The sequence below is a fragment of the Streptomyces sp. NPDC054932 genome (assembly GCF_053610205.1).
The window spans coordinates 1-20,022 of record NZ_JBSGXU010000095.1; the positions used below are offsets into that span (position 1 = coordinate 1).

At 70.7% G+C, this 20,022-nt stretch carries 19 protein-coding genes and 4 tRNA genes; 10 read left to right on the forward strand and 13 right to left on the reverse strand.

Annotation, left to right across the window (positions count from 1 at the left end; all coding sequences use genetic code 11):
- Window positions 1–43 precede the first annotated feature (43 nt).
- The 8 genes from ACWGE1_RS23995 to ACWGE1_RS24030 all read right to left on the reverse strand — a co-directional run bounded on the left by ACWGE1_RS23995 (window position 44) and on the right by ACWGE1_RS24030 (window position 4,498).
- Window positions 44–116: transfer RNA gene (locus ACWGE1_RS23995), tRNA-Gly, on the reverse strand.
- 24 nt (window positions 117–140) lie between these two features.
- Window positions 141–752 (reverse strand): response regulator, encoded by a 612-nt coding sequence (locus tag ACWGE1_RS24000; protein WP_393852179.1) that lies wholly within the window; start codon window positions 750–752, stop codon window positions 141–143.
- Window positions 749–1,996 (reverse strand): sensor histidine kinase, encoded by a 1,248-nt coding sequence (locus tag ACWGE1_RS24005; protein WP_453422550.1) that lies wholly within the window; start codon window positions 1,994–1,996, stop codon window positions 749–751. Before ACWGE1_RS24005 ends, ACWGE1_RS24000 begins: the two co-directional genes overlap by 4 nt.
- 22 nt (window positions 1,997–2,018) lie before the next feature.
- Window positions 2,019–2,783, reverse strand: a complete 765-nt coding sequence (locus ACWGE1_RS24010; protein WP_453422551.1) for an ABC transporter permease — start codon at window positions 2,781–2,783, stop codon at window positions 2,019–2,021.
- Window positions 2,780–3,724 carry an ABC transporter ATP-binding protein gene (locus tag ACWGE1_RS24015; protein ID WP_453422552.1) on the reverse strand — a complete coding sequence of 315 codons (945 nt, stop codon included), beginning with the start codon at window positions 3,722–3,724 and terminating at the stop codon, window positions 2,780–2,782. Before ACWGE1_RS24015 ends, ACWGE1_RS24010 begins: the two co-directional genes overlap by 4 nt.
- Before the next feature lie 145 nt (window positions 3,725–3,869).
- Window positions 3,870–3,942, reverse strand: a tRNA-Gly gene (locus tag ACWGE1_RS24020).
- 78 nt (window positions 3,943–4,020) lie between these two features.
- Window positions 4,021–4,092: transfer RNA gene (locus ACWGE1_RS24025), tRNA-Gly, on the reverse strand.
- 88 nt (window positions 4,093–4,180) lie between these two features.
- Entirely contained in the window at window positions 4,181–4,498 is a 318-nt protein-coding gene (locus tag ACWGE1_RS24030) for a histone-like nucleoid-structuring protein Lsr2 (protein ID WP_360898972.1), read from the reverse strand.
- 327 nt (window positions 4,499–4,825) lie between these two features.
- Here ACWGE1_RS24030 and purS point away from each other — a divergent pair, with 327 nt between their 5' ends.
- The 6 genes from purS (at window position 4,826) to ACWGE1_RS24060 (ending at window position 11,062) form a co-directional block, all read left to right on the forward strand.
- A complete protein-coding gene (purS, locus tag ACWGE1_RS24035; RefSeq protein WP_030009438.1) occupies window positions 4,826–5,071 on the forward strand; it encodes a phosphoribosylformylglycinamidine synthase subunit PurS in 246 nt (81 codons plus the stop codon).
- 2 nt (window positions 5,072–5,073) lie between these two features.
- Window positions 5,074–5,754 carry a phosphoribosylformylglycinamidine synthase subunit PurQ gene (gene purQ / locus ACWGE1_RS24040; RefSeq protein ID WP_030390145.1) on the forward strand — a complete coding sequence of 227 codons (681 nt, stop codon included), beginning with the start codon at window positions 5,074–5,076 and terminating at the stop codon, window positions 5,752–5,754.
- Entirely contained in the window at window positions 5,751–8,000 is a 2,250-nt protein-coding gene (gene purL / locus ACWGE1_RS24045; protein WP_453422553.1) for a phosphoribosylformylglycinamidine synthase subunit PurL, read from the forward strand. The genes purQ and purL overlap by 4 nt, the downstream gene beginning before the upstream one ends.
- A gap of 136 nt (window positions 8,001–8,136) precedes the next feature.
- Complete coding sequence (locus ACWGE1_RS24050) at window positions 8,137–9,408, forward strand: hypothetical protein (RefSeq protein ID WP_453422554.1); 1,272 nt, start codon at window positions 8,137–8,139, stop codon at window positions 9,406–9,408.
- A gap of 17 nt (window positions 9,409–9,425) precedes the next feature.
- Complete coding sequence (locus ACWGE1_RS24055) at window positions 9,426–10,208, forward strand: sterol carrier family protein (RefSeq protein WP_453422555.1); 783 nt, start codon at window positions 9,426–9,428, stop codon at window positions 10,206–10,208.
- Window positions 10,209–10,255: 47 nt separating this feature from the next.
- Window positions 10,256–11,062 (forward strand): META domain-containing protein, encoded by an 807-nt coding sequence (locus ACWGE1_RS24060; protein ID WP_453422556.1) that lies wholly within the window; start codon window positions 10,256–10,258, stop codon window positions 11,060–11,062.
- Between the two features lie 35 nt (window positions 11,063–11,097).
- Here ACWGE1_RS24060 and ACWGE1_RS24065 read toward each other — a convergent pair whose 3' ends face one another.
- Complete coding sequence (locus tag ACWGE1_RS24065; protein WP_453422557.1) at window positions 11,098–12,531, reverse strand: sulfatase-like hydrolase/transferase; 1,434 nt, start codon at window positions 12,529–12,531, stop codon at window positions 11,098–11,100.
- 118 nt (window positions 12,532–12,649) lie between these two features.
- Window positions 12,650–12,745, reverse strand: coding sequence for a putative leader peptide (locus tag ACWGE1_RS24070; protein ID WP_324617183.1), 96 nt, complete (start codon window positions 12,743–12,745; stop codon window positions 12,650–12,652).
- Between the two features lie 148 nt (window positions 12,746–12,893).
- Between ACWGE1_RS24070 and purF the strand changes: the two genes are divergently transcribed.
- Entirely contained in the window at window positions 12,894–14,411 is a 1,518-nt protein-coding gene (gene purF / locus ACWGE1_RS24075; protein ID WP_030009390.1) for an amidophosphoribosyltransferase, read from the forward strand.
- A 91-nt stretch (window positions 14,412–14,502) separates the two neighbouring features.
- Window positions 14,503–15,573 carry a phosphoribosylformylglycinamidine cyclo-ligase gene (gene purM / locus ACWGE1_RS24080; RefSeq protein WP_453422558.1) on the forward strand — a complete coding sequence of 357 codons (1,071 nt, stop codon included), beginning with the start codon at window positions 14,503–14,505 and terminating at the stop codon, window positions 15,571–15,573.
- A 79-nt stretch (window positions 15,574–15,652) separates the two neighbouring features.
- On the opposite strand, the gene ACWGE1_RS24085 is transcribed toward purM, so the two are convergent.
- Both ACWGE1_RS24085 and ACWGE1_RS24090 read right to left on the reverse strand, forming a co-directional pair.
- Window positions 15,653–15,913, reverse strand: coding sequence for a DUF3073 domain-containing protein (locus ACWGE1_RS24085; protein ID WP_031141582.1), 261 nt, complete (start codon window positions 15,911–15,913; stop codon window positions 15,653–15,655).
- 291 nt (window positions 15,914–16,204) lie between these two features.
- Window positions 16,205–17,314, reverse strand: coding sequence for a Leu/Phe/Val dehydrogenase (locus ACWGE1_RS24090; protein WP_453422559.1), 1,110 nt, complete (start codon window positions 17,312–17,314; stop codon window positions 16,205–16,207).
- A 180-nt stretch (window positions 17,315–17,494) separates the two neighbouring features.
- Between ACWGE1_RS24090 and ACWGE1_RS24095 the strand changes: the two genes are divergently transcribed.
- Both ACWGE1_RS24095 and bldC read left to right on the forward strand, forming a co-directional pair.
- Window positions 17,495–18,349 (forward strand): hypothetical protein, encoded by an 855-nt coding sequence (locus ACWGE1_RS24095; protein WP_453422560.1) that lies wholly within the window; start codon window positions 17,495–17,497, stop codon window positions 18,347–18,349.
- A gap of 567 nt (window positions 18,350–18,916) precedes the next feature.
- A complete protein-coding gene (bldC, locus tag ACWGE1_RS24100) occupies window positions 18,917–19,123 on the forward strand; it encodes a developmental transcriptional regulator BldC (RefSeq protein ID WP_003949541.1) in 207 nt (68 codons plus the stop codon).
- 751 nt (window positions 19,124–19,874) lie between these two features.
- On the opposite strand, the gene ACWGE1_RS24105 is transcribed toward bldC, so the two are convergent.
- Window positions 19,875–19,948, reverse strand: a tRNA-Asp gene (locus ACWGE1_RS24105).
- Window positions 19,949–20,022: the final 74 nt, after the last annotated feature.

Consider the following 20,022-nt stretch of genomic DNA (forward strand, 5'->3'; position numbering starts at 1 on the left):
GAAGCCCCCCGGTCCGAGGACCGGGGGGCTTCTCTCGTTACAGAGCGGACAACGCGACTCGAACGCGCGACATCCACCTTGGCAAGGTGGTGCTCTACCAACTGAGCTATGTCCGCAGGTGCGCCGTAACGCGAGAACTACTATACCCAACCTCGCTCGCGTGCGAGACGCACTGCGGTGTGCCGGTTCTCCGCACCCAGCTTCGTCGCCGCCGAGGAGAGGTAGTTCCGTACCGTCCCCTGCGACAGCGAGGCCCGCTCCGCGATCTCCGCGACCGGTGCCCCGTCCGCCGCGAGTTCGAGCACTTCCGCCTCCCGCGCGGTCAGCGGCGAGTCCCCGGCGCTGATCGCGTCAGCGGCCAACTCCGGGTCCACGTAGCGGCCTCCGGCGTGCACGGTGCGGATCAGCTCGGCCAGCCGCTGCGCCGAAACGGTCTTCGGGGCGAAGGCGCGCACCCCCGCCGCCAGGGCCCTCTTCAGGTGTCCCGGACGGCCGTGACTGGTCACGATCATGGTCTTGCAGCCCGGAAGTTCGGCCCGCAGGGATGTGGCGACACTCACACCGTCCGCCCCCGGCATCTGCAGGTCCAGCACCGCCACGTCCGGCCGGTGGGCCCGTGCCATGGCCAGTGCCTCGGGTCCCGAGGCCGCCTCCGCGACGACGAGCAGGTCGTCCTCCAGCGCGAGCAGCGCGGCCAACGCGCCCCGGATCAGGTGCTCGTCATCGGCGAGCAGTACGCGTACGGGGCTCACGCCCGCACCTCCAGTCCTTGCAGTCGTCGGTCCGGGATCTCCGCCCGCAGCCGGAACCGGCCGTCGCCGATCAGTCCCGCCTGCAGCGTCCCGTCGAGGGCCGCGAGTCGTTCCCGCAGCCCGGCCAGCCCCGAGCCCGGCGGCCCGGTCGGGGTCTCGGGAGCCCCGTCGTTCTCCACCACCAGCGTCACGGCGCCCGTCTCCGCGGCGGTCAGCCGGATCAGGCAGCGGTGCGCGTCCCCGTGCCGCAGGATGTTCGTCGTCGCCTCGCGCACCACCCAGCCGAGGGCCGACTGGACCTCGGCGGGCAACTCCGTGCCCCGCGCGGCCAGGAAGTCCACGCGGCAGTCCATCCCGGCTGCGCTGAGCACGCCGCGCGCGCCTTCCACCTCCACCGAGAGGTCCGCCTGCCGGTAGCCCCGCACCACGTCCCGTACCTCGCGCTGGGACTCCTGGGCGATCCGCTGCACCTCGATCATCTGCTCCACCGCCTCCGGCCGTTCGCGCCGGGCCAGCTGTATCGCCAGCTCGCTCTTGAGCGCGATCACCGCCAGGTTGCGGCCCATCACGTCGTGCAGGTCACGGCCGAACCGCAGCCGCTCCTCCGCCACCGCGAGCCGTGCCTGGACCTCGCGCGAGCGGTCCAGCTCGTAGACCGTTCTCAGCAGCCACGCCGAGAAACCGCAGGTGGCGCCGAAGAACAGGCTGCCGAGCAGGATGCCCACGCAGTACCCCAGGGCCGTGACGGCCGGCGTGCCCAGGGCGAGGGCGGCCAGCCCCGTCGCGACCGCCGCCACCGGCGGGATGTACCGCATCCGCTTCACCGACCGCAGGCACAGGACCAGCGATCCCGAGGCGAACCAGATCAGCCCCGCCACCAGCGTGGGCGCCACGGCCTCCTCGGAGATGTGTCCGGTCGCCCGGAGCGTGAGCACGGCCAGGGTGCACGCGGCCGTCGTGACGACCACCGCCACCGCCGTCCGGGTGGGGCGTTCGCGCCGGCCCACCACCCAGTGCAGCGCCTTGTGGGTCAGCACCCCGCACAGCACCGCGTGGCCGCAGACCATGAGGAGCAGGGCGAGGGCCAGCAGGACCGAGGGCCGCGAGGGGGCGGTGGCGGCCACGGGCATCAGCCCGAAGGACGTGATCTCCAGCAGGACGAAGAGATGGAACGACCCCCTGGTGTAGAGCTCGACCTTCCCCGCGGTGCTGCGGTTCTTCCACCACCCGGTCATCTTCGACACGGTCCCCGTCCCCCGACTCGCTTCACCGGCGCGGTTCCCAACGGAACCACCTCCGCACAGAAAACACGGTGATCACGATCCAGGCCAATGTGTTCAGTCCGGCGCCCAGCAGGTCCCCGCCCGCCGAGCCGCCGCTCCACCCGGCCCGTACGAGGTCCATCACCCCGCTCAGCGGCAGCAGTTCGCACAGCGACGCCGCCAGGTCCGGCAGCGAGTCCGTCGGGAAGAACAGCCCGGAGCCGAGCACGGTCGCCAGGAACAACGGCAGCGTGGTGAGGCCCGCGGTCTCCACGGTGCGGGTGAACGAGCTGGTCAGCGCGGAGAACCCGGCCAGCAGCACGATGCCCGCGAGCACGGCCACCACGAGCAGCAAGGGGTTGCGCGGCATGCGCACGTCCAGGGCGGCCGCACCGGCCACGGCGAGGACGGTGATCTGCCCGAAGGCCAGGACGGCGGCCGGCAGGGCGGTGCCGGCGATGATCTCCAGGTCGGTCGCCTCGCCGGTGCGGAGCCGCTTGAGGACGAGCTCCTCGCGCCGGGCGACGTAGGCGGAGACCAGGTTCATGTGGACGACGAGGATCAGCACCATGCCGATCCCGCCGGTCAGGGTGGCCTCGCCGAGGGCCTCGGCGCCGTCGGCCCCGCTCAGCGAGGAGCGCAGGATGAACACCATCAGCAGGGGCATGAGGACGGCCAGGGTGAGCGCCGCCCGGTTGCGCACCAGCAGGGTCAGTTCCGAGCGGCCGAGCGCGACGAGCCGGCCGGGGTTCAGGGTGAGCGTGTTCATCGGGTCCCCGCCTTGGTGTCCTCGGTGCGGCCGCCGGTGGTGCGGCGGTTCTCGGCGATCTCCAGGAAGGCCTCCTCCAGGGAGGCGGTCCGGGCGTCGAGCCCGGCCAGTTCGACGTCGCACTCCCGGGCCCAGTCCAGCAGTTCGGCCAGGTCGGCCTGGAGGCGTTCGGTACGGATCTCCACGCGCTGCCCGTCGGCCGCCGCCCGCAGCGTCAGCGGGAGCCGGGCCGCGGGCACCTCGGCCGGCAGGGTGAAGCGGATCCGGGCCGGACGGGTGGCGGTCACCTCGGCCGGGCTGCCGGAGAGGACGAGTTCCCCCTCGTGGAGGATGGCGAGCCGGTCCGCGAGCTCCTCGGCCTCCTCCAGGTAGTGCGTGGTCAGCAGCACCGTGGTGCCCTGGTCGCGCAGCGCCCGGACGAGCGCCCAGGTGTCCCGGCGCCCCTCCGGGTCCATGCCGGTGGTCGGTTCGTCGAGGAAGAGCACCTCGGGCCGGCCGAGCAGGGCCAGCGCGAGGTCCAGGCGCCGCCGTTCGCCACCGGACAGCTGCTTGACGCGTACGGAGGACCGCGCGGCCAGGCCGACCAGTTCCAGCACCTCCGCCGCCGGGCGGGCGCCGCTGGTGACCCCGCCCCACATCCGGACGGTCTCGGTCACCGTCAGGTCGGAGGGGAAACCGCCCTCCTGGAGCATGACCCCGGTGCGCGGGCGGACCTCGGCCCGCCGCGTGTACGGATCGAGCCCGAAGACGCGCACCCGGCCCCCGCTCGGCGCGGCCAGTCCCTCCAGCAGTTCGACGGTGGAGGTCTTGCCCGCGCCGTTGGTGCCGAGCAGCGCGAAGATCTCGCCCCGGGCCACGGAGAAGGACACGCCCCGTACGGCCTCAAAACCTCCTGCGTAGCCGCGGCGCAGGCCCTCGGCTTCGATCACGGTGTCAGTCATGGTTCAAGATTCGCGGCGCCCGGGCCGGGTCGGCAGTGCGTGCCGTCACGGTCCCCGATGACATTTGTCAGGAGGGCGGCGGCTTCGCATCCGGGGAAACACGAAGAAGGCCCCGATCGCAATGACCGGGGCCTTCTTCTTACAGAGCGGACGACGCGACTCGAACGCGCGACATCCACCTTGGCAAGGTGGTGCTCTACCAACTGAGCTACGTCCGCATGCCCTGCATGCACCGCCGTGAGGCAATGCATGCATCACTCTACCCGATCCACAGCAGTGGTCCGGAAGTGATGCAGAGCGGGTGACAGGAATCGCACACTGCGCCTTCCCTCTGGAAGAGGGATGTTCTGCTACTGAACTACACCCGCACGACCTCGGAGGCTCTGACCTGCGGCCTGGCCCCTTGGCGTGATCCACACACTAGCCGACGGATGGGGGTGCATGGCAAATCGACGCTCAGTGGGCCGCGTTGTAGGCCTCGTAGATCTTCTTGGGGATGCGGCCGCGCGGGGGCACTTCGTACTGGTTCGACCGGGCCCAGGCGCGGACGACCGCCGGGTCCGGGGCGACGGAGGTGTGCTTGAAGGCCTTGCCCGAGCGCGACTGGCGACGGCCGGCGGCCACGAAGGGGGCGAGGCCCTTCCGCAGTTTCTTTGCGTTCGCCGCATTGAGGTCGATCTCGTAGGACTTTCCGTCCAGAGCGAACACGACCGTTTCCGCCGCTTCTCCGCCATCGATGTCGTCGGAGAGCGTGACTACTACGCGCTGCGCCACGGATATCGGTCCCTTCGTGCGACGTCGCCACCTGCTGACGTGCGGTGATGTCGCCTGTGTGGATGTTTCGGGGCAATGCAACTTTCATCCGGAATCCGGAGTGATTCCTTTGTACCTCGATTCCCATTGCATTGCGAAGCCCAGTTAATTCTCTCCGCGTGTCCCGCCGCAATGCCGGGCGCGTGGTTTTCCGGGGGATTTTGCGAAGCGTTGGTGAAGCCGAAACGGCTCGGTGATCACGCCCGTTGGATATCTACCCGCGTAGAAATTTTGGCCGGGTACGCTGATGGAACCGCCTTCGCACCAACCACCACACGGGAGTGCCCGATGGCACGCGTCGTAGTCGACGTCATGCTCAAGCCGGAGATCCTCGACCCCCAGGGCCAGGCGGTGCAGCGTGCACTGCCGCGCCTGGGCTTCGAGGGGATCGCCGACGTCCGCCAGGGGAAGCGCTTCGAGCTCGAGGTGGAGGGACCGGTCGACCAGGCCGCCCTCGACCGCATCCACAAGATGGCCGAAACGTTCCTCGCCAACACCGTCATCGAAGACTTCACCGTGAAGGTCGAGGCCTGACGGTGACCACTCGCATCGGAGTCGTCACGTTCCCCGGAACGCTCGACGACCGTGACTCGCTGCGCGCCGTCCGCCTCGCGGGGGCCGAGCCGGTCTCGCTGTGGCACCGCGACAAGGACCTGCACCAGGTCGACGCGGTCGTCCTCGCGGGCGGCTTCTCCTACGGGGACTACCTGCGCGCCGGGGCCATCTCCCGCTTCTCGCCGGTGATGGAGACCATCATCGAGCAGGCCAGGGGCGGCATGCCCGTCCTGGGCATCTGCAACGGCTTCCAGGTCCTCACCGAGGCCCACCTGCTGCCGGGGGCGATGCTCCGGAACAACCACCTGCACTTCATCTGCCGCGACCAGAAGCTGCGGGTGGAGAACGCGGAGACCGCGTGGACCGGCGACTACACCGCCGGCCAGGAGATCTCCGTACCGCTCAAGAACATGGACGGCCGCTACACCGCCGACGAGCGCACGCTCGACGAACTGGAGGCCGAAGGCCGCGTGGCCTTCCGCTACCTGGACGGCAACCCGAACGGCTCGCTGCGCGACATCGCGGGCATCACCAACGCCGCGGGCAACATCGTCGGCCTCATGCCGCACCCCGAGCACGCGGTCGAGCCGCTGATCGGGACGGGCCGCACCGACGGCCTCCCGTTCTTCACCTCGGTCCTGAAGAAGCTGGTCAGCGCATGAGCCTCGACACCGTCAAGAACGCCACCGAAACCCCGGACGCCACCCAGCCCTGGAAGGAACTCGGCCTCAAGGAGGACGAGTACGTCCGGATCCGGGAGATCCTCGGCCGCCGTCCCACCGGCGCCGAGCTCGCCATGTACTCGGTCATGTGGTCCGAGCACTGCTCGTACAAGAGCAGCAAGGTCCACCTGAAGCAGTTCGGCGAGAAGGCCCCCCAGAACGACGCCATGCTCGTCGGCATCGGCGAGAACGCCGGCGTCGTCGACGTGGGCCAGGGCTACGCGGTCACCTTCAAGGTCGAGTCGCACAACCACCCGTCGTACATCGAGCCCTACCAGGGCGCGGCCACCGGCATCGGCGGCATCGTCCGCGACATCCTCGCGATGGGCGCCCGCCCGGTCGCGGTCGTGGACCCGCTGCGCTTCGGCGCCGCCGACCACCCCGACACCCGGCGCGTCCTGCCCGGCGTCGTCGCGGGCATCGGCGGCTACGGCAACTGCCTGGGCCTGCCCAACATCGGCGGCGAGGTCGTCTTCGACGCCTGCTACCAGGGCAACCCCCTGGTCAACGCCGGCTGCATCGGCGTGATGAAGCACGAGGACATCCACCTCGCCAAGGCCTCCGGCCCCGGCAACAAGGTCATCCTCTACGGCGCCCGCACCGGCGGCGACGGCATCGGCGGCGTCTCGGTCCTCGCGTCCGAGACCTTCGACGACACCAAGCCCACCAAGCGCCCCGCCGTGCAGGTCGGCGACCCCTTCCAGGAGAAGCTCCTCATCGAGTGCACCCTGGAGATCTTCAAGGAGAAGCTGGTCGCGGGCATCCAGGACCTCGGCGGCGCCGGGCTCTCCTGCGCGACCTCCGAGCTCGCCTCCGCCGGTTCCGGCGGCATGCGGGTCGAGCTGGACACCGTGCCGCTGCGCGACGCGACGCTCTCGCCCGAGGAAATCCTCATGAGCGAGTCGCAGGAGCGCATGTGCGCGATCGTCGAGCCGCAGTACGTCGACCGCTTCATGGAGATCTGCGAGAAGTGGGACGTCATCGCCACCGTCATCGGTGAGGTGACCGAGGGCGAGCGCCTGGAGATCTTCTGGCACGGCGAGCAGATCGTGGACGTGCCCCCGGGCACCGTCGCCCACGAGGGCCCCGTCTACAACCGCCCCTACGCGCGCCCCTCCTGGCAGGACGCGCTGCAGGCGGACGACGCCGGCAAGCTGCCGCGCCCGCAGACCTCCGAGGAGCTGCGCGCCCAGGTCCTCGCACTGGTCGCCTCCCCGAACCAGGCCTCCAAGTCCTGGGTCACCGACCAGTACGACCGCTTCGTGCAGGGCAACACCGTGCTCTCGCAGCCCGAGGACGCGGGCATGGTCCGCATCGACGAGGAGTCCAACCTCGGCGTGGCCATGGCCACCGACGGCAACGGCCGCTTCGCCAAGCTCGACCCGTACACGGGCGCGCAGCTGGCGCTGGCGGAGTCGTACCGCAACGTGGCGGCGACCGGCGCCAAGCCGCTGGCCATCTCCGACTGCCTGAACTTCGGTTCCCCCGAGGACCCGGACGTCATGTGGCAGTTCGCCGAGGCCTGTCGCGGTCTTGCGGACGGCTGCCTGGAGCTGGGCACCCCGGTGACCGGCGGCAACGTCTCCCTCTACAACCAGACGGGCGACATCGCGATCCACCCGACCCCGGTCGTGGCGGTCCTCGGTGTGATCGACGACGTCAACCGCCGTACGCCGATGGCCTTCAAGGAGGCCGGCCAGCTGCTGTACCTGCTGGGCGACACGGCCGAGGAGTTCGGCGGCTCGGCCTGGTCCCAGGTCGTCCACGACCACCTCGGCGGCATGCCGCCGAAGGTGGACCTGGGCCGCGAGAAGCTGCTCGCCGAGATCCTGATCTCCGCCTCGCGCGACGGCATGATCGACGCCGCGCACGACCTGTCCGACGGCGGCGTGATCCAGGCGCTCACCGAGTCCTGCCTGCGCGGCGGCAACGGTGCCCGGATCGTGGTGCCGGAGGGTCTGGACGCCTTCACGTTCCTGTTCTCCGAGTCCGCGGGCCGCGCCATCGTGGCCGTCCCGCGCAGCGAGGAGCTCCGCTTCACCGACATGTGCGGTGCGCGGGGCCTTCCGGTCGCCCGCATCGGTGTGGTGGACGGCGAGGAGATCGAGATCCAGGGCGAGTTCACCCTCCCCCTGGCCGAGCTCCGCGAGGCCCACGAGGCGACGATCCCGGCCCTGCTGGCCTGATCCACCGCTGCTGCCCGAGCCCCCGACCGGTTCCTCCGGCCGGGGGCTCGCGCGCGTCCGCCACGTAAGCGGCCGTAGCGATTCCGTGCCCGGAAGACGCTTCTGGCGTGCGGGCGGGCCTCCCCATACTGACCGCGTGAGCATCGTCAAGCACCTGCCCGCAGCGGCGATACCCAGGGGCGGCGTCAAGGCCTGGCGGGTGAAGGACGCCCAGCGCTGGCTCGACGGGCGCGTCCCCGCCGCCTTCGCCCCCGTCACGGGAGGCTGGGTCCTCGCGCCGCTGGTCCTCCTCGCCGTCGTCCTGATCGCCCGGAACGAATCCGAAGCCGCGCAGCACGGCACCGAATGGTCCGGCTACGCCCAGGCCGTCCTTCTGCTCGCCCTCCCCGGCTGGTACCGCTTCCTGCCCGCGGCCACCCTCGTGTCCACCCCGCTGATCGCCCTGGACGCGGTCACCGGCCTCTACGGGATCGACCCCGCCGACGGCCCGGGCCGCGTCGGCCGGTGCCTGGTCCTGGCCCTCTGCGCCTGGGCGTTCGCCGGGTCCCTGGTACGGCTGGCGTCGCGGCGACGGCAGCGCGCTCTCTTCCTGGAGACCTTCGGCCGCGCCGGCCGCTACCCGGTCCCGGAACACCTCCCCGACGGCCACCGCCGACGCGGTGTCCGGCTGCTCCTCGCCGGGGGCGCGCTCTGCCTCGCCGCGACCGCGCTGCTCGTGTGGGGGACAGTCCAGGACCTGGGGGCCGGCCGCGAGCACCCGTACGACGCGACGGGCCAGCAGGTCCTCGCGATGCTGCTGCTCGTCCCCGGTACCCCGCTGCTCGGCCGCGGCCTCACCGCCCGGCGGGCCGCACGGCGGCTGCACGACGGACCGCAGCCGGTGATGCGCATCGGGGTCCGGCGCGAGCTCGGCAAGTGCAGCTGGCTGTTCGCGAACGCCACGACGACCGGCGCCCCGCCCCTGATCGGGTTCCGGGACCGGTTCGCGGACGGCCACCGGAGCTCCGGCCACCGCGCGACCCTCCTCGGCGGGGCCGAGAGCCGGCTGCGCGCCGACCACCACGACATCGACCAGGACGCCGAGCCGTACGAGGCCCTGATGTACGGCGTGCCCTGCGAGGGGGCCGAGGTGATCCTCCGGTACGCCGTCTACAGCGGCGGCTCCACCATCGTGGACAGCGTCACGGCCGCCCCGCTGCTGCCGCTGCGCCGCAGCCGCCTGCGGCCCTGGCGGCCCGCCGGCACCTCGTACACCCTCGAGGCCGAGCGCCGCCGCCAGGAGCGGGCCGCCCGCGCCGCCGAACGGTCGAGCGGTTCCGGGGGTTCCGGCTGCGGCTCCTCCGGCGGCTGCGGCAGTGACAGCAGTTGCGGGAGCAGTTGCGGCGGAGGCTGTGGGGGCGGCGACTGATCGGGCAGACTCGGCGCATGGCACCCAAGACCCGCAGGTACGACGCCGCGAAGATCAAGGCGGCCGTGACCGCGCAGTTCGGTCATGTCGCCGGCGCCGTCGCCGAGCTGACGCCCGAGCGGCTGGCGCGCCCCAGCGGGCTCGGTGACTGGAGCGTCGCCGAGCTCGCCGGGCACATCGCCTGGATCGCCGACTCGCTGGCGGGTGGCCTGGCCCGGCCGCCGGCCGCGGTCGCGGAACTGTCGGCCGTGGAATGGCCCTTCGCCACCGCCTCCCTGGCCGGGAAGATCTCCGAGGCAGCCAGGGAGACCCTGACCGGGGCGCCGCTGCCCGAGCTGTACGAGCGGGCGGCCGTCCGCATGGCCGAGGCGCTCGCGGCGCATCCGGGCGAGCGCGTGCTGGACCTGTGGATCGGCGACATGACCCTGGCCGACTTCCTGGTGACCCGGACCGTGGAGCTGGTCGTCCACACCGACGACCTGAACCGGGCCGCCGGACTGGACATCCCGATCGAGCGGCAGGCGCTGGCCGCCTGCACCCGGCTGCTCGCCGACGCCCTGGCGCTCAAGGCCCCGGGCGGTTCGGTCGAGGTACGCGTCCCGCCCTTCGCGGTGGTCCAGTGCATCGAGGGCCCGCGGCACACCCGCGGCACCCCGCCGAACGTGGTGGAGACCGACCCGCTGACCTGGATCCGGCTCGCGACCGGCCGTACGGGATGGGCCGAGGCGCTCGACGCGGCGCAGGTGCGGGCCAGTGGCGAGCGGGCCGATCTGTCGGCGCTGCTCCCCCTGATGAGCTGAGCGGGGGCGGGGTGGAACCGCTCCGGCGCCCGGTCCGTCCCAGTGGCATGCGTACCTTCCGGCACGTCCACACCTCCGCGGGCCTGGCCCTCGTACTCGCCCTCGCCCTGGCCGGCTGCGGCCGGGGAGGGGCGAGCGGGAGCGCCCCGCTCCCCGACCCCGTGGGTTCCTGGGCCGTCGAGTCCCTGACCACGGGCGGCCGTACGATGCACGCGCCCGCGGCCGCCCGTGTCGACATCGGGGAGAACGAGGCCAAGGGCAACTACGGCTGCAACGGCTTCACGGCGGCGGTGGCCTTCGCCGGCCCCTCCGCGGTGACCGTCACACCCGGTGCCTCGACCACCATGGCCTGCGCGGACATGGAGTTCGAGACGGCCTTCGCCAAGGTGTTCCAGGGCAGGATGACCATCGACCGGGGCCCCGACCGGCTCACCCTGAAGGCCGCCGACGGGAGCACCCTCGCCATGACGTCCACGCCCCCGGTCCCGGACGCCCCGCTCACCACGACACCGTGGACCGTGGAGTCCCTGGTCGGCGCCGGTACCGCGGCCTCCCTGCCCGCCGAGGCTGCCGGGAAGGCGCGGTTCACCATCGCCCCGGACTTCGCCGTGAGCGGCATCCTGGGCTGCAACCGGTTCAGCGCGCAGGCCACCGTCGTCGGCTCCACGGTCACCTTCGGGCCGCTCACCTCGACCCGGATGGCCTGTGACGGCCCGGTGGGCGAGGTCGAGAAGGCGCTGACCGGGCTGTTCGGCAGCGGCCCGCTCACGGCGAAGGTCGACGGCCGGACCCTGACCCTCACCGCACCGGACGGCAAGGGCCTGACCGCCGGGGCGGCCTCGGCCGCGGAATGACCCGCTGACCTGCGGCCGACCCGCCACCCGGTGGGTCAGCCCGGGTAGGGCAGCAGTCCGGCGTCGGTCTTCTCCCAGGCCGCCCGCAGCTGCGCCAGCCGGGCCGGCTCCACGGAGGCCTTGTCGGCCTGCTCGCGGACGTCCCCGGCCAGGTTGAACAGCTGGTCCCTGCCCGCCTTGCCCCGGTAGTACTTCCAGTCGCCGCGGCGCAGCGCGCGCTCGCCCCGCACCCGCCAGAACAGGTCCCGCTCGGCCACCTTCTCGCCGCGCAGCAGGTACCCGGCCAGGCTCACCCCGTCCAGCGGGTGGGCCCGGTCGGGCCGCGCCCCGGCCAGCTCCAGCAGGGTCGCCGTCCAGTCCGGGCTGAACACCGGGACGTGGCTGACCTGTCCGCCGTCCAGCCGGGCGGGCCAGCGCACGATGTTCGGCACCCGGATCCCGCCCTCCTGGAGGGAGGCCTTGTTGCCGGACAGCGGCCAGTTGTACGAGAAGCGCTCGCCGCCGTTGTCGCTGGAGAAGACCACGACGGTGTCCTCCTCCTGACCGGAGCGCTTCAGCGCCTTCAGCACCTCGCCGATCGAGCGGTCGAGGTCCTCGACCATCTCCTTGTACTTCTCGACGGAGCCGCCGTCCTGGTGCCACAGGGCGCGCCCGTCGCCGGCCTTGATCCGCCGGACGATCTCGGCGCTCTCCTCCGTGTCCCCGTCGGCGATCCACGGCCAGTGCGGGGTGGTGAAGTTGAGGTTCAGCAGCCACGGCTTGCCGTGGTGGTCGCGGGAGACGTACTCGCTCGCCCGTTCGGTGATGATCCGGGTGTAGTACCGCAGGTCCTTGTACTCGGCGTCGCCCTCGTAGAGGTCGTACTCGCCGCCCAGGCCCAGCTTGGAGTAGTACTCCAGGGCCCCGCCGAAGTTGCCGAAGAACTCGTCCCAGCCGGACTTGGTGGGGCTGTAGTCGGGCAGGTGGCCCGCGTGCCACTTGCCGATGAGCGCGGTGGCGTAGCCGGCCCCCTTCAGCAGCGAGGCCAGGGTCGGGTGCGTGGGGTCGAGGCCCACGGTCTTGTCCGCGATCGGCTCGGCCAGCCCGCCCCTGGTGCGGCCCGGGTAGCGCCCGGTGTAGAGGCTGAACCGGGTCGGCGAGCAGGTCGCGGAGCCCGAGTAGGCGTCGGTGAACCGGACGCCCTGGCGGGCGAGCCGGTCCAGGTTCGGGGTCTTGATGTGCGGGGAGCTGTACGAGGAGAGGTCGGCCCAGCCCAGGTCGTCGCCGAGGATGAACAGGATGTTCGGCCGGCGGGAGGGCCGGGGCCGCCCGGCCCGGAACTCCCGCTCCTGCGGTGTGTTCTGCCCGTCCCCGGCGGACGGGGCGGCGGCTGCCGGGGAGGCGCCCAGCCCCACCGCCGCGGCGGCCGCGCTCACGCCGACCGCGCCGCCGAAGGCACGCCGGGACAGATGGGGTTCGTACGAGGTCACAGGTACTCCAAGGCACGGCCCGACGGCCCGCCCCGGGCGGCGCGGGACGGCGCGCGGCACGGCAGGGCGGGCTTCGGGCAGGGATCAGGAAAGGAAAAGAACCGAAAGCGGCGTGTGACTACGCAGAACAGCGACAGATGGCGCTCGCGACACGGACAAGGTCCACGTGCCGGCGCTCGACGAGGGTGACGGTTCGGTCACCGAGAGGCTGCATGGGGCGAGAGCCTGTCCGAATGCCCGTGCACCTGTCAACAAGCGTTTCCGGATACCGAGACGGAAGGGATCGGTCACCCTCTGTGCTGTGACATTTCCCGGGCGTCCCCAATTCGGACCAGTGGTCGATCTCGCCTACACTCGGGAGCGTGCCTCGTGGTGATGGACGACTCAACCACGACCTGCTCCCCGGCGAAAAGGGCCCCCAGGACGCTTGCGGCGTCTTCGGTGTCTGGGCTCCGGGTGAAGAGGTCGCCAAGCTCACCTACTTCGGACTGTATGCCCTGCAGCACCGTGGACAAGAGTCCGCGGGAATCGCTGTGAGCAACGGTTCCCAGATCCTCGTCTTCAAGGACATGGGCCTCGTTTCCCAAGTCTTCGACGAAACCTCTCTCGGCTCGCTCCAAGGTCATATCGCGGTCGGTCACGCCCGCTATTCGACCACCGGGGCCTCCGTCTGGGAGAACGCTCAGCCCACTTTCCGTGCGACCGCCCACGGCTCCATTGCCCTGGGTCACAACGGCAACCTGGTGAACACCGCCGAGCTTGCCGAGATGGTCGCCGACCTCCCCCGTCAGGACGGCCGCGCCACCCAGGTGGCCGCCACCAATGACACCGACCTGGTCACCGCCCTGCTCGCCGGTCAGACCGACGACGAGGGCAAGCCCCTGACCATCGAGGAGTCGGCCGCCAAGGTCCTGCCTCAGGTCAAGGGCGCCTTCTCCCTCGTCTTCATGGACGAGGGGACCCTCTACACCGCCCGTGACCCGCAGGGCATCCGCCCGCTGGTCCTCGGCCGCCTGGAGCGCGGCTGGGTGGTGGCGAGCGAGACCGCCGCCCTCGACATCTGCGGCGCCAGCTTCGTCCGCGAGGTCGAGCCGGGCGAGCTCATCGCGATCGACGAGAACGGTCTGCGCACCTCCAGGTTCGCGGAAGCAAAGCCCAAGGGCTGTGTCTTCGAGTACGTCTACCTGGCGCGCCCGGACACCGACATCGCCGGCCGGAACGTCTACCTCTCGCGTGTCGAGATGGGCCGGCGCCTGGCCAAGGAAGCCCCGGTCGACGCCGACCTGGTGATAGCGACGCCGGAATCCGGCACGCCCGCCGCCGTCGGATACGCCGAGGCCAGCGGGATTCCGTACGGTTCCGGCCTGGTCAAGAACGCCTACGTGGGCCGGACCTTCATCCAGCCCTCGCAGACGATCCGCCAGCTCGGCATCCGGCTCAAGCTCAACCCCCTCAAGGAAGTCATCCGGGGCAAGCGCCTGGTGGTCGTCGACGACTCGATCGTCCGCGGCAACACCCAGCGCGCCCTGGTCAAGATGCTCCGCGAGGCCGGCGCGGCGGAGGTCCACATCCGGATCTCCTCGCCGCCGGTGAAGTGGCCGTGCTTCTTCGGCATCGACTTCGCCACCCGGGCCGAGCTGATCGCCAACGGCATGACGGTCGACGAGATCGCCACGTCGCTCGGCGCGGACTCGCTCTCGTACATCTCGCTCGACGCGATGGTCGAGGCGACCACCATCCAGAAGCCCAATCTCTGCCGTGCCTGCTTCGACGGCGAGTACCCGATGGAGCTGCCCGACCCGCAGCTCCTGGGCAAGCAGCTGCTGGAGTCCGAGCTCGCGGGCGGCACGGACGCCGCCGACGCGCTCCGTCGCCCGTAGCCCTGGTTCAACCTGCGCCGGGCCCTGTCTTTGAGGCTTCTCCCAGGGCCCGGCACCACACGCAGTAACGACACGAAAGCTCTCTCCTGTCATGACAGAGAAGACCACCGGTGCCAGCTACGCAGCCGCAGGCGTGGACATCGAAGCGGGCGACCGCGCCGTCGAGCTGATGAAGGAGTGGGTGAAGAAGACGCAGCGCCCCGAGGTCCTCGGTGGCCTCGGCGGCTTCGCCGGCCTCTTCGACGCCTCCGCCCTCAAGCGCTACGAGCGCCCGCTGCTCGCCTCGGCCACCGACGGCGTAGGCACCAAGGTGGACATCGCCCGCCAGCTCGGCGTGTACGACACCATCGGCCACGACCTGGTGGCGATGGTCATGGACGACATCGTCGTCTGCGGAGCCGAGCCGCTCTTCATGACCGACTACATCTGCGTCGGCAAGGTGCACCCCGAGCGTGTCGCCGCGATCGTCAAGGGCATCGCCGAGGGCTGCGTCCTCGCCGGCTGCGCCCTGGTGGGCGGCGAGACCGCCGAGCACCCCGGCCTGCTGGGCCCGGACGACTTCGACGTGGCGGGCGCCGGAACCGGCGTCGTGGAGTACGACCGCCTGCTCGGCGCGGATCGCATCCGTACGGGTGACGCCGTCATCGCCATGGCGTCGTCCGGCCTTCACTCGAACGGGTACTCGCTGGTCCGCCACGTCCTCTTCGACCGCGCGAAGATGTCGCTGGAGGGCCACGTCGAGGAGCTCGGACGGACCCTCGGCGAGGAGCTCCTGGAGCCCACCAAGATCTACTCGCTGGACTGCATGGCCCTCACCCGTACGGCCGAGGTGCACGCCTACTCGCACATCACCGGCGGTGGCCTCGCGGCGAACCTGGCCCGGGTCATCCCGGACCACCTGCACGCCACGGTCGACCGCACCACCTGGGCCCCCGGCGCGATCTTCGACCTGGTCGGCAAGGCCGGACAGGTGGAGCAGCTGGAGCTGGAGAAGACCCTGAACATGGGCGTCGGCATGATGGCCGTCGTCCCGCAGGAGTCGGTGGACGTGGCGCTGACCGCGCTGGCCGACCGGGGTGTGGACGCCTGGGTCGCGGGAGAGATCCTGGACCGCGGCGACCGCACCGAGGGTGCGACCCTGACCGGCTCCTACGCGAGCTGAGCAGCACTGAAACCCGGCCCGGGGCTATGCCCTGGACCGGGTTTCAGTCTTTTGTCTGTCGTGCAGACGCCTCAGGGCGTCAAGCGCCGCGACGCTGAGCAGACGGCCCGGACTCTTCGTCCTCGTCGTCGTCATCGCTGTTGTAGAGATCCGCGTACTTGGCGTACGGGTCGTCGTCGTCCAGATCGTCATCGACTTCGACCGGCTCGCTGATAGGCAGCGGCTCTGTCGGCGATGCGCCCAGCTCATTGGCCAGACGCGAGAGGTCAGTCCCGCCGCTGTTGTACTTCAGCTGGCGGGCGACCTTTGTCTGCTTGGCCTTGGCCCGGCCGCGCCCCATGGCTCGACCCCCTCGGTGACGGGGCTCGACGGCCCCAGAGTCTGACACGCGTTCATGGTTCGGAGCGGGCTCTCCGTGGAGAGACCGTCCGTAGGGGTTTAACGGTACCTGCTTCCGCGGCCATACGGTACGCCGCCCGCATGACGCGCCCCGGTGCAGAACCAACAAGGCGCCCCGTCCTCGCTGGTCAGCTGCGATTTTAACCCTTTCCTGGCGGGCGACCCGCCGAAGTGCAGTGAGTTCCGTCTCCCCACACCCCGGCGGGCGCACCCGAAAGGCCCCGGGAAGGGCTCAGACGGCGCGGGCGGCGCGGCCGTCCGCCATCCGCTGCTCGGCGATCCGGTCGGCCGCCGCAGCCGGCGGAATCCCATCAGCCTTCGCGCGAGCAAAGATTTCCAGCGTGGTGTCGAAGATCTTCGTCGCCTTGGCCTTGCAGCGGTCGAAGTCGAAGCCGCGCAGCTCGTCGGCGACCTGGATGACACCGCCCGCGTTGACCACGTAGTCCGGCGCGTAGAGGATCCCGCGGTCGGAGAGGTCCTTCTCGATGCCCGGGTGGGCGAGCTGGTTGTTCGCCGCACCGCAGACGATCGTCGCGGTCAGCGCCGGGACGGTGTCGTCGTTGAGTGCGCCGCCGAGCGCGCAGGGGGCGTAGATCTCCAGGCCCTCCGTGCGGATCAGCGCGTCCGTGTCGGCGACCGCGGTGACCTTGCCCGGGTGCTTGTCGAGGATCCGCTGCACGGACTCCTCGCGCACGTCCGTGATCACGACCTCGGCGCCGTCCTCCAGCAGGTGCTCGACCAGGTAGTGGCCCACCTTGCCGACGCCGGCCACGCCGACCTTGCGGCCGCGCAGGGTCGGGTCGCCCCACAGGTGCTGGGCGCTGGCGCGCATGCCCTGGAAGACACCGAAGGCGGTGAGGACCGAGGAGTCGCCGGCGCCGCCGTTCTCGGGGGAGCGGCCGGTGGCCCAGCGGGTCTCGCGGGCCACGACGTCCATGTCGGCCACGTAGGTGCCGACGTCGCAGGCGGTGACGTAGCGGCCGCCGAGGGACTCCACGAACCGGCCGTAGGCCTCCAGCAGTTCCTCGCTCTTGAGGACGTCCGGGTCGCCGATGATGACGGCCTTGCCGCCGCCGAGGTCGAGACCGGCGAGGGCGTTCTTGTACGACATGCCGCGCGAGAGGTTCAGCGCGTCGAGGACGGCCTCCTCGTCGGAGGCGTACGCGTGGAAGCGCGTACCGCCGAGGGCGGGGCCCAGGGCGGTGGAGTGGATGGCGATGACGGCCTTCAGGCCGGTGGCGCGGTCCTGGCACAGCACGACTTGCTCGTGGCCGCCCTGCTCCGTACGGAACAGGGTGTGCAGGACGCCGTCGGTCATTTCGGTCACGGTGGTGACTCCCATGGAAGAGATGCGGCGGAAAGACGCCCGCCCTGCGGGTGGGGGAGGGCGTGCTGGGAGCAGCGTAAGACCTGTGGGCCGCCCGTAGGTGACCTGTCCGAGGATCGAAACACTCCTGGTGTACGGGAGGCGCGGGGGCGCCCGGGAGGTGAACCTGACCCCGGGACAGGGCAGTACGAGAGCGTGAGCGAATCCTCCGATGCCCCGCTGTCGTCCGCGCGCTCGGCGCCGACCGTCCCGTACGCCTCCTACCTGCGCGTCTACGAGCCCCTGGCCGCCTTCGCCGAGCCGGAGCGCACGCACTGGTCCGACTACGCCCGGCGCGGGGCGACCCCGACCGCCCAGGACGAACTGCGCCGCTCGCTGGTGAATTTGGTGCGGGTCCCGGTGGTGGGGGTGCCCGCGCACGAGAGCGCGGACGCCTTCACGGCGGTGGTCGACGGGGTGGTGCTGGTCTGCCCCTGGCGCACGCGGCTCCGCGGCTGGCTGGCCCTCCAGGAGCTGGTCGAGTCCTTCCCGCGCCCGGTGCTGGACGCGGCGCTCCCGCCGGGGGCGCGCCGGCGGGCGGCAGAGGACTACGAGCACTGGCGCGAACGGAACCCGGACGCGCGCCCCTGGATCCGTACGGGGGTGTGGCAGATCCCGCTGCGCTGGTTCGTGCTGGTGGCCGACGAGGAGCGCGACCACGTGCCGGGCGAGCGGCTGCGCTACCGCACGCCGATGGTGCAGGCGCGGCGCCGGCTCGCCCGGGCGCTGCGGACCCTGCGCGACGCGGAGGGGTACGGGATGCTCGCCGACGGGCTGGTGGAGGTGGGGAGCTGGCTGGAGGAGTTCCATCCGCGCTCGATGGTGGAGCTGGACTACGGCGGGCTGCTGCACGCGCTGCCGGCCGACCGGCTGGCGGCCGACCGCTCGGCCGGGGACCTGGCGGCGGGCATCGAGGCCCTGCGGGCCGGGGACACGGAGGCGGCGTCCGAGGTCTACGGGGAGCTGGCGGAGCGGTGGCGGGCGGTTCGGGAGCGACTTTTCGCGAATTAGGCCAGAAGTGACCGGTGTGACTTATTCCTGCTCCGAAGAGCCCGGACGTATCGTGCGGTATCGGTCGATCGGTCAATACTGGCTGATCAGAGGCCTGATCATGGCATTCGGGACGTAGTGCCAGGACCTACGTCCCGATACGGGCCATTGGCCCAAGCGTGACGGACCGCACTAACTACACCCTTGCGCCCTTCCCCTACCCTCGTGCCAAAATAGGACAAGGAGTCCGGGGAGGGTTCCTTCCGCCCAACTAAGGGCGGAATGCTCGGCATTGCACTCTACGGGGGGTCTGACGACTCCTGATCGCTCTGTGACTGATCGTCACAGTGGGGTGACTGTCCGTTATGAGACGGTCCATCGGCTTCCGCCGCTGATGAACACCTCGGAGGGCAATTCCGTCGGTTTGGCCGTCGAGGCTGGACGGATGGTGTAGTTGTAGTGCCGAGGACAAGCCGTTCGTCCTATAACCGACTCGGCCCGCGTATGTCCATTTCGGGCAACGCGGGCCAAGGTGCAGAATTTAGAGGAAAGAACCGAGATGGTTCGGTTCTCCCGAGGAGGCCGCTCATGACCGCTCGCACCCCTGATGCCGAGCCGCTGCTGACCCCGGCTGAGGTTGCCACGATGTTCCGCGTGGACCCGAAGACGGTCACCCGCTGGGCCAAGGCTGGCAAGCTCACGTCCATCCGCACCCTGGGTGGACACCGCCGGTACCGCGAGGCCGAGGTTCGCGCACTGCTCGCGGGAATTCCGCAGCAGCGCAGCGAGGCCTGAGGTCGCGCAAACACCCCGCTTTAACGGGTTTATATCGGGTCCCCCAATCCGATGAAACCCACATGGCTTCAAACGGCCGGGCCTGCCCCAACAGGTCCCAGGTCGTTCGATCGCGCTGGACTCCGCCGGGTCCAGCGCGATCTTTTTATGCCCAGGTCAGGGGGGTCCCGGGTGCGCGCGGGGGCTCCGCGGGGCAGGTGCCATTGCACATATTCTATCGAGCCGGCGTATGGGTCCTATAAAAGTATGAGTCTCAAAAACTCATGCGGTGACACCCGTCACAGATGATCACTCTTGTATATCCGGTAATGCACCCCGTAAAGGGGATGTGCTTCGCGAGGCACATCATGCGAACGGGGGATTCCGGATGACGGTCGGTCCGGCGGTACTCGCCGGCGCCTTCCTGAGTGATTCCGCCGTCAACTCCATGCGCTCTTCACGTGCTCCCCATGCGCTCTCCTCATGTGTTCTTTCCACATGCTCTCCGCGCGCGGTTCACCCGTGGTGGGCCCGTGGTTCGGCGCGAGGGGGCAGGGAGGGGTGGCGGGGGACGGGGAGGGGTGGCGGGGGTCCGGGGGAGGGTACGGGGTCCACGGGCGGCCCGGAGGGGCTGCGGAGGCCGACCGGAGGGTCCACGGGTGACACGGGTGCTCCAACGGCCCCCAGGGGCCCCCAAGGCCCCACGGGCGGCGCCACCCACCAACGCGTCAGGGCCCGTATCCCCTGGGGGATACGGGCCCTGACGTTTCTGCGAACCTGACGGGACTTGAACCCGCGACCTCCACCTTGACAGGGTGGCGAGCTAACCAACTGCTCCACAGGTCCTTGATTTGCGGCCGCTCGGCGGCTGCGAATCAGACTGTACCGCAGCTCAGGGGGTGCAGTCGAACCGGACCGCG

What these genes read in the sequence shown, in the direction of transcription:
- ACWGE1_RS24010 (WP_453422551.1), bottom strand. Translation starts at nt 2,783, where the DNA reads ATGAACACGCTCACCCTGAACCCCGGCCGGCTCGTCGCGCTCGGCCGC.
- ACWGE1_RS24015 (WP_453422552.1), bottom strand. Translation starts at nt 3,724, where the DNA reads ATGACTGACACCGTGATCGAAGCCGAGGGCCTGCGCCGCGGCTACGCA.
- purS (WP_030009438.1), top strand. Translation starts at nt 4,826, where the DNA reads ATGGCACGCGTCGTAGTCGACGTCATGCTCAAGCCGGAGATCCTCGAC.
- purL (WP_453422553.1), top strand. Translation starts at nt 5,751, where the DNA reads ATGAGCCTCGACACCGTCAAGAACGCCACCGAAACCCCGGACGCCACC.
- ACWGE1_RS24055 (WP_453422555.1), top strand. Translation starts at nt 9,426, where the DNA reads ATGGCACCCAAGACCCGCAGGTACGACGCCGCGAAGATCAAGGCGGCC.
- ACWGE1_RS24060 (WP_453422556.1), top strand. Translation starts at nt 10,256, where the DNA reads ATGCGTACCTTCCGGCACGTCCACACCTCCGCGGGCCTGGCCCTCGTA.
- ACWGE1_RS24070 (WP_324617183.1), bottom strand. Translation starts at nt 12,745, where the DNA reads ATGCAGCCTCTCGGTGACCGAACCGTCACCCTCGTCGAGCGCCGGCAC.
- purM (WP_453422558.1), top strand. Translation starts at nt 14,503, where the DNA reads ATGACAGAGAAGACCACCGGTGCCAGCTACGCAGCCGCAGGCGTGGAC.
- ACWGE1_RS24085 (WP_031141582.1), bottom strand. Translation starts at nt 15,913, where the DNA reads ATGGGGCGCGGCCGGGCCAAGGCCAAGCAGACAAAGGTCGCCCGCCAG.
- ACWGE1_RS24090 (WP_453422559.1), bottom strand. Translation starts at nt 17,314, where the DNA reads ATGGGAGTCACCACCGTGACCGAAATGACCGACGGCGTCCTGCACACC.
- bldC (WP_003949541.1), top strand. Translation starts at nt 18,917, where the DNA reads ATGACCGCTCGCACCCCTGATGCCGAGCCGCTGCTGACCCCGGCTGAG.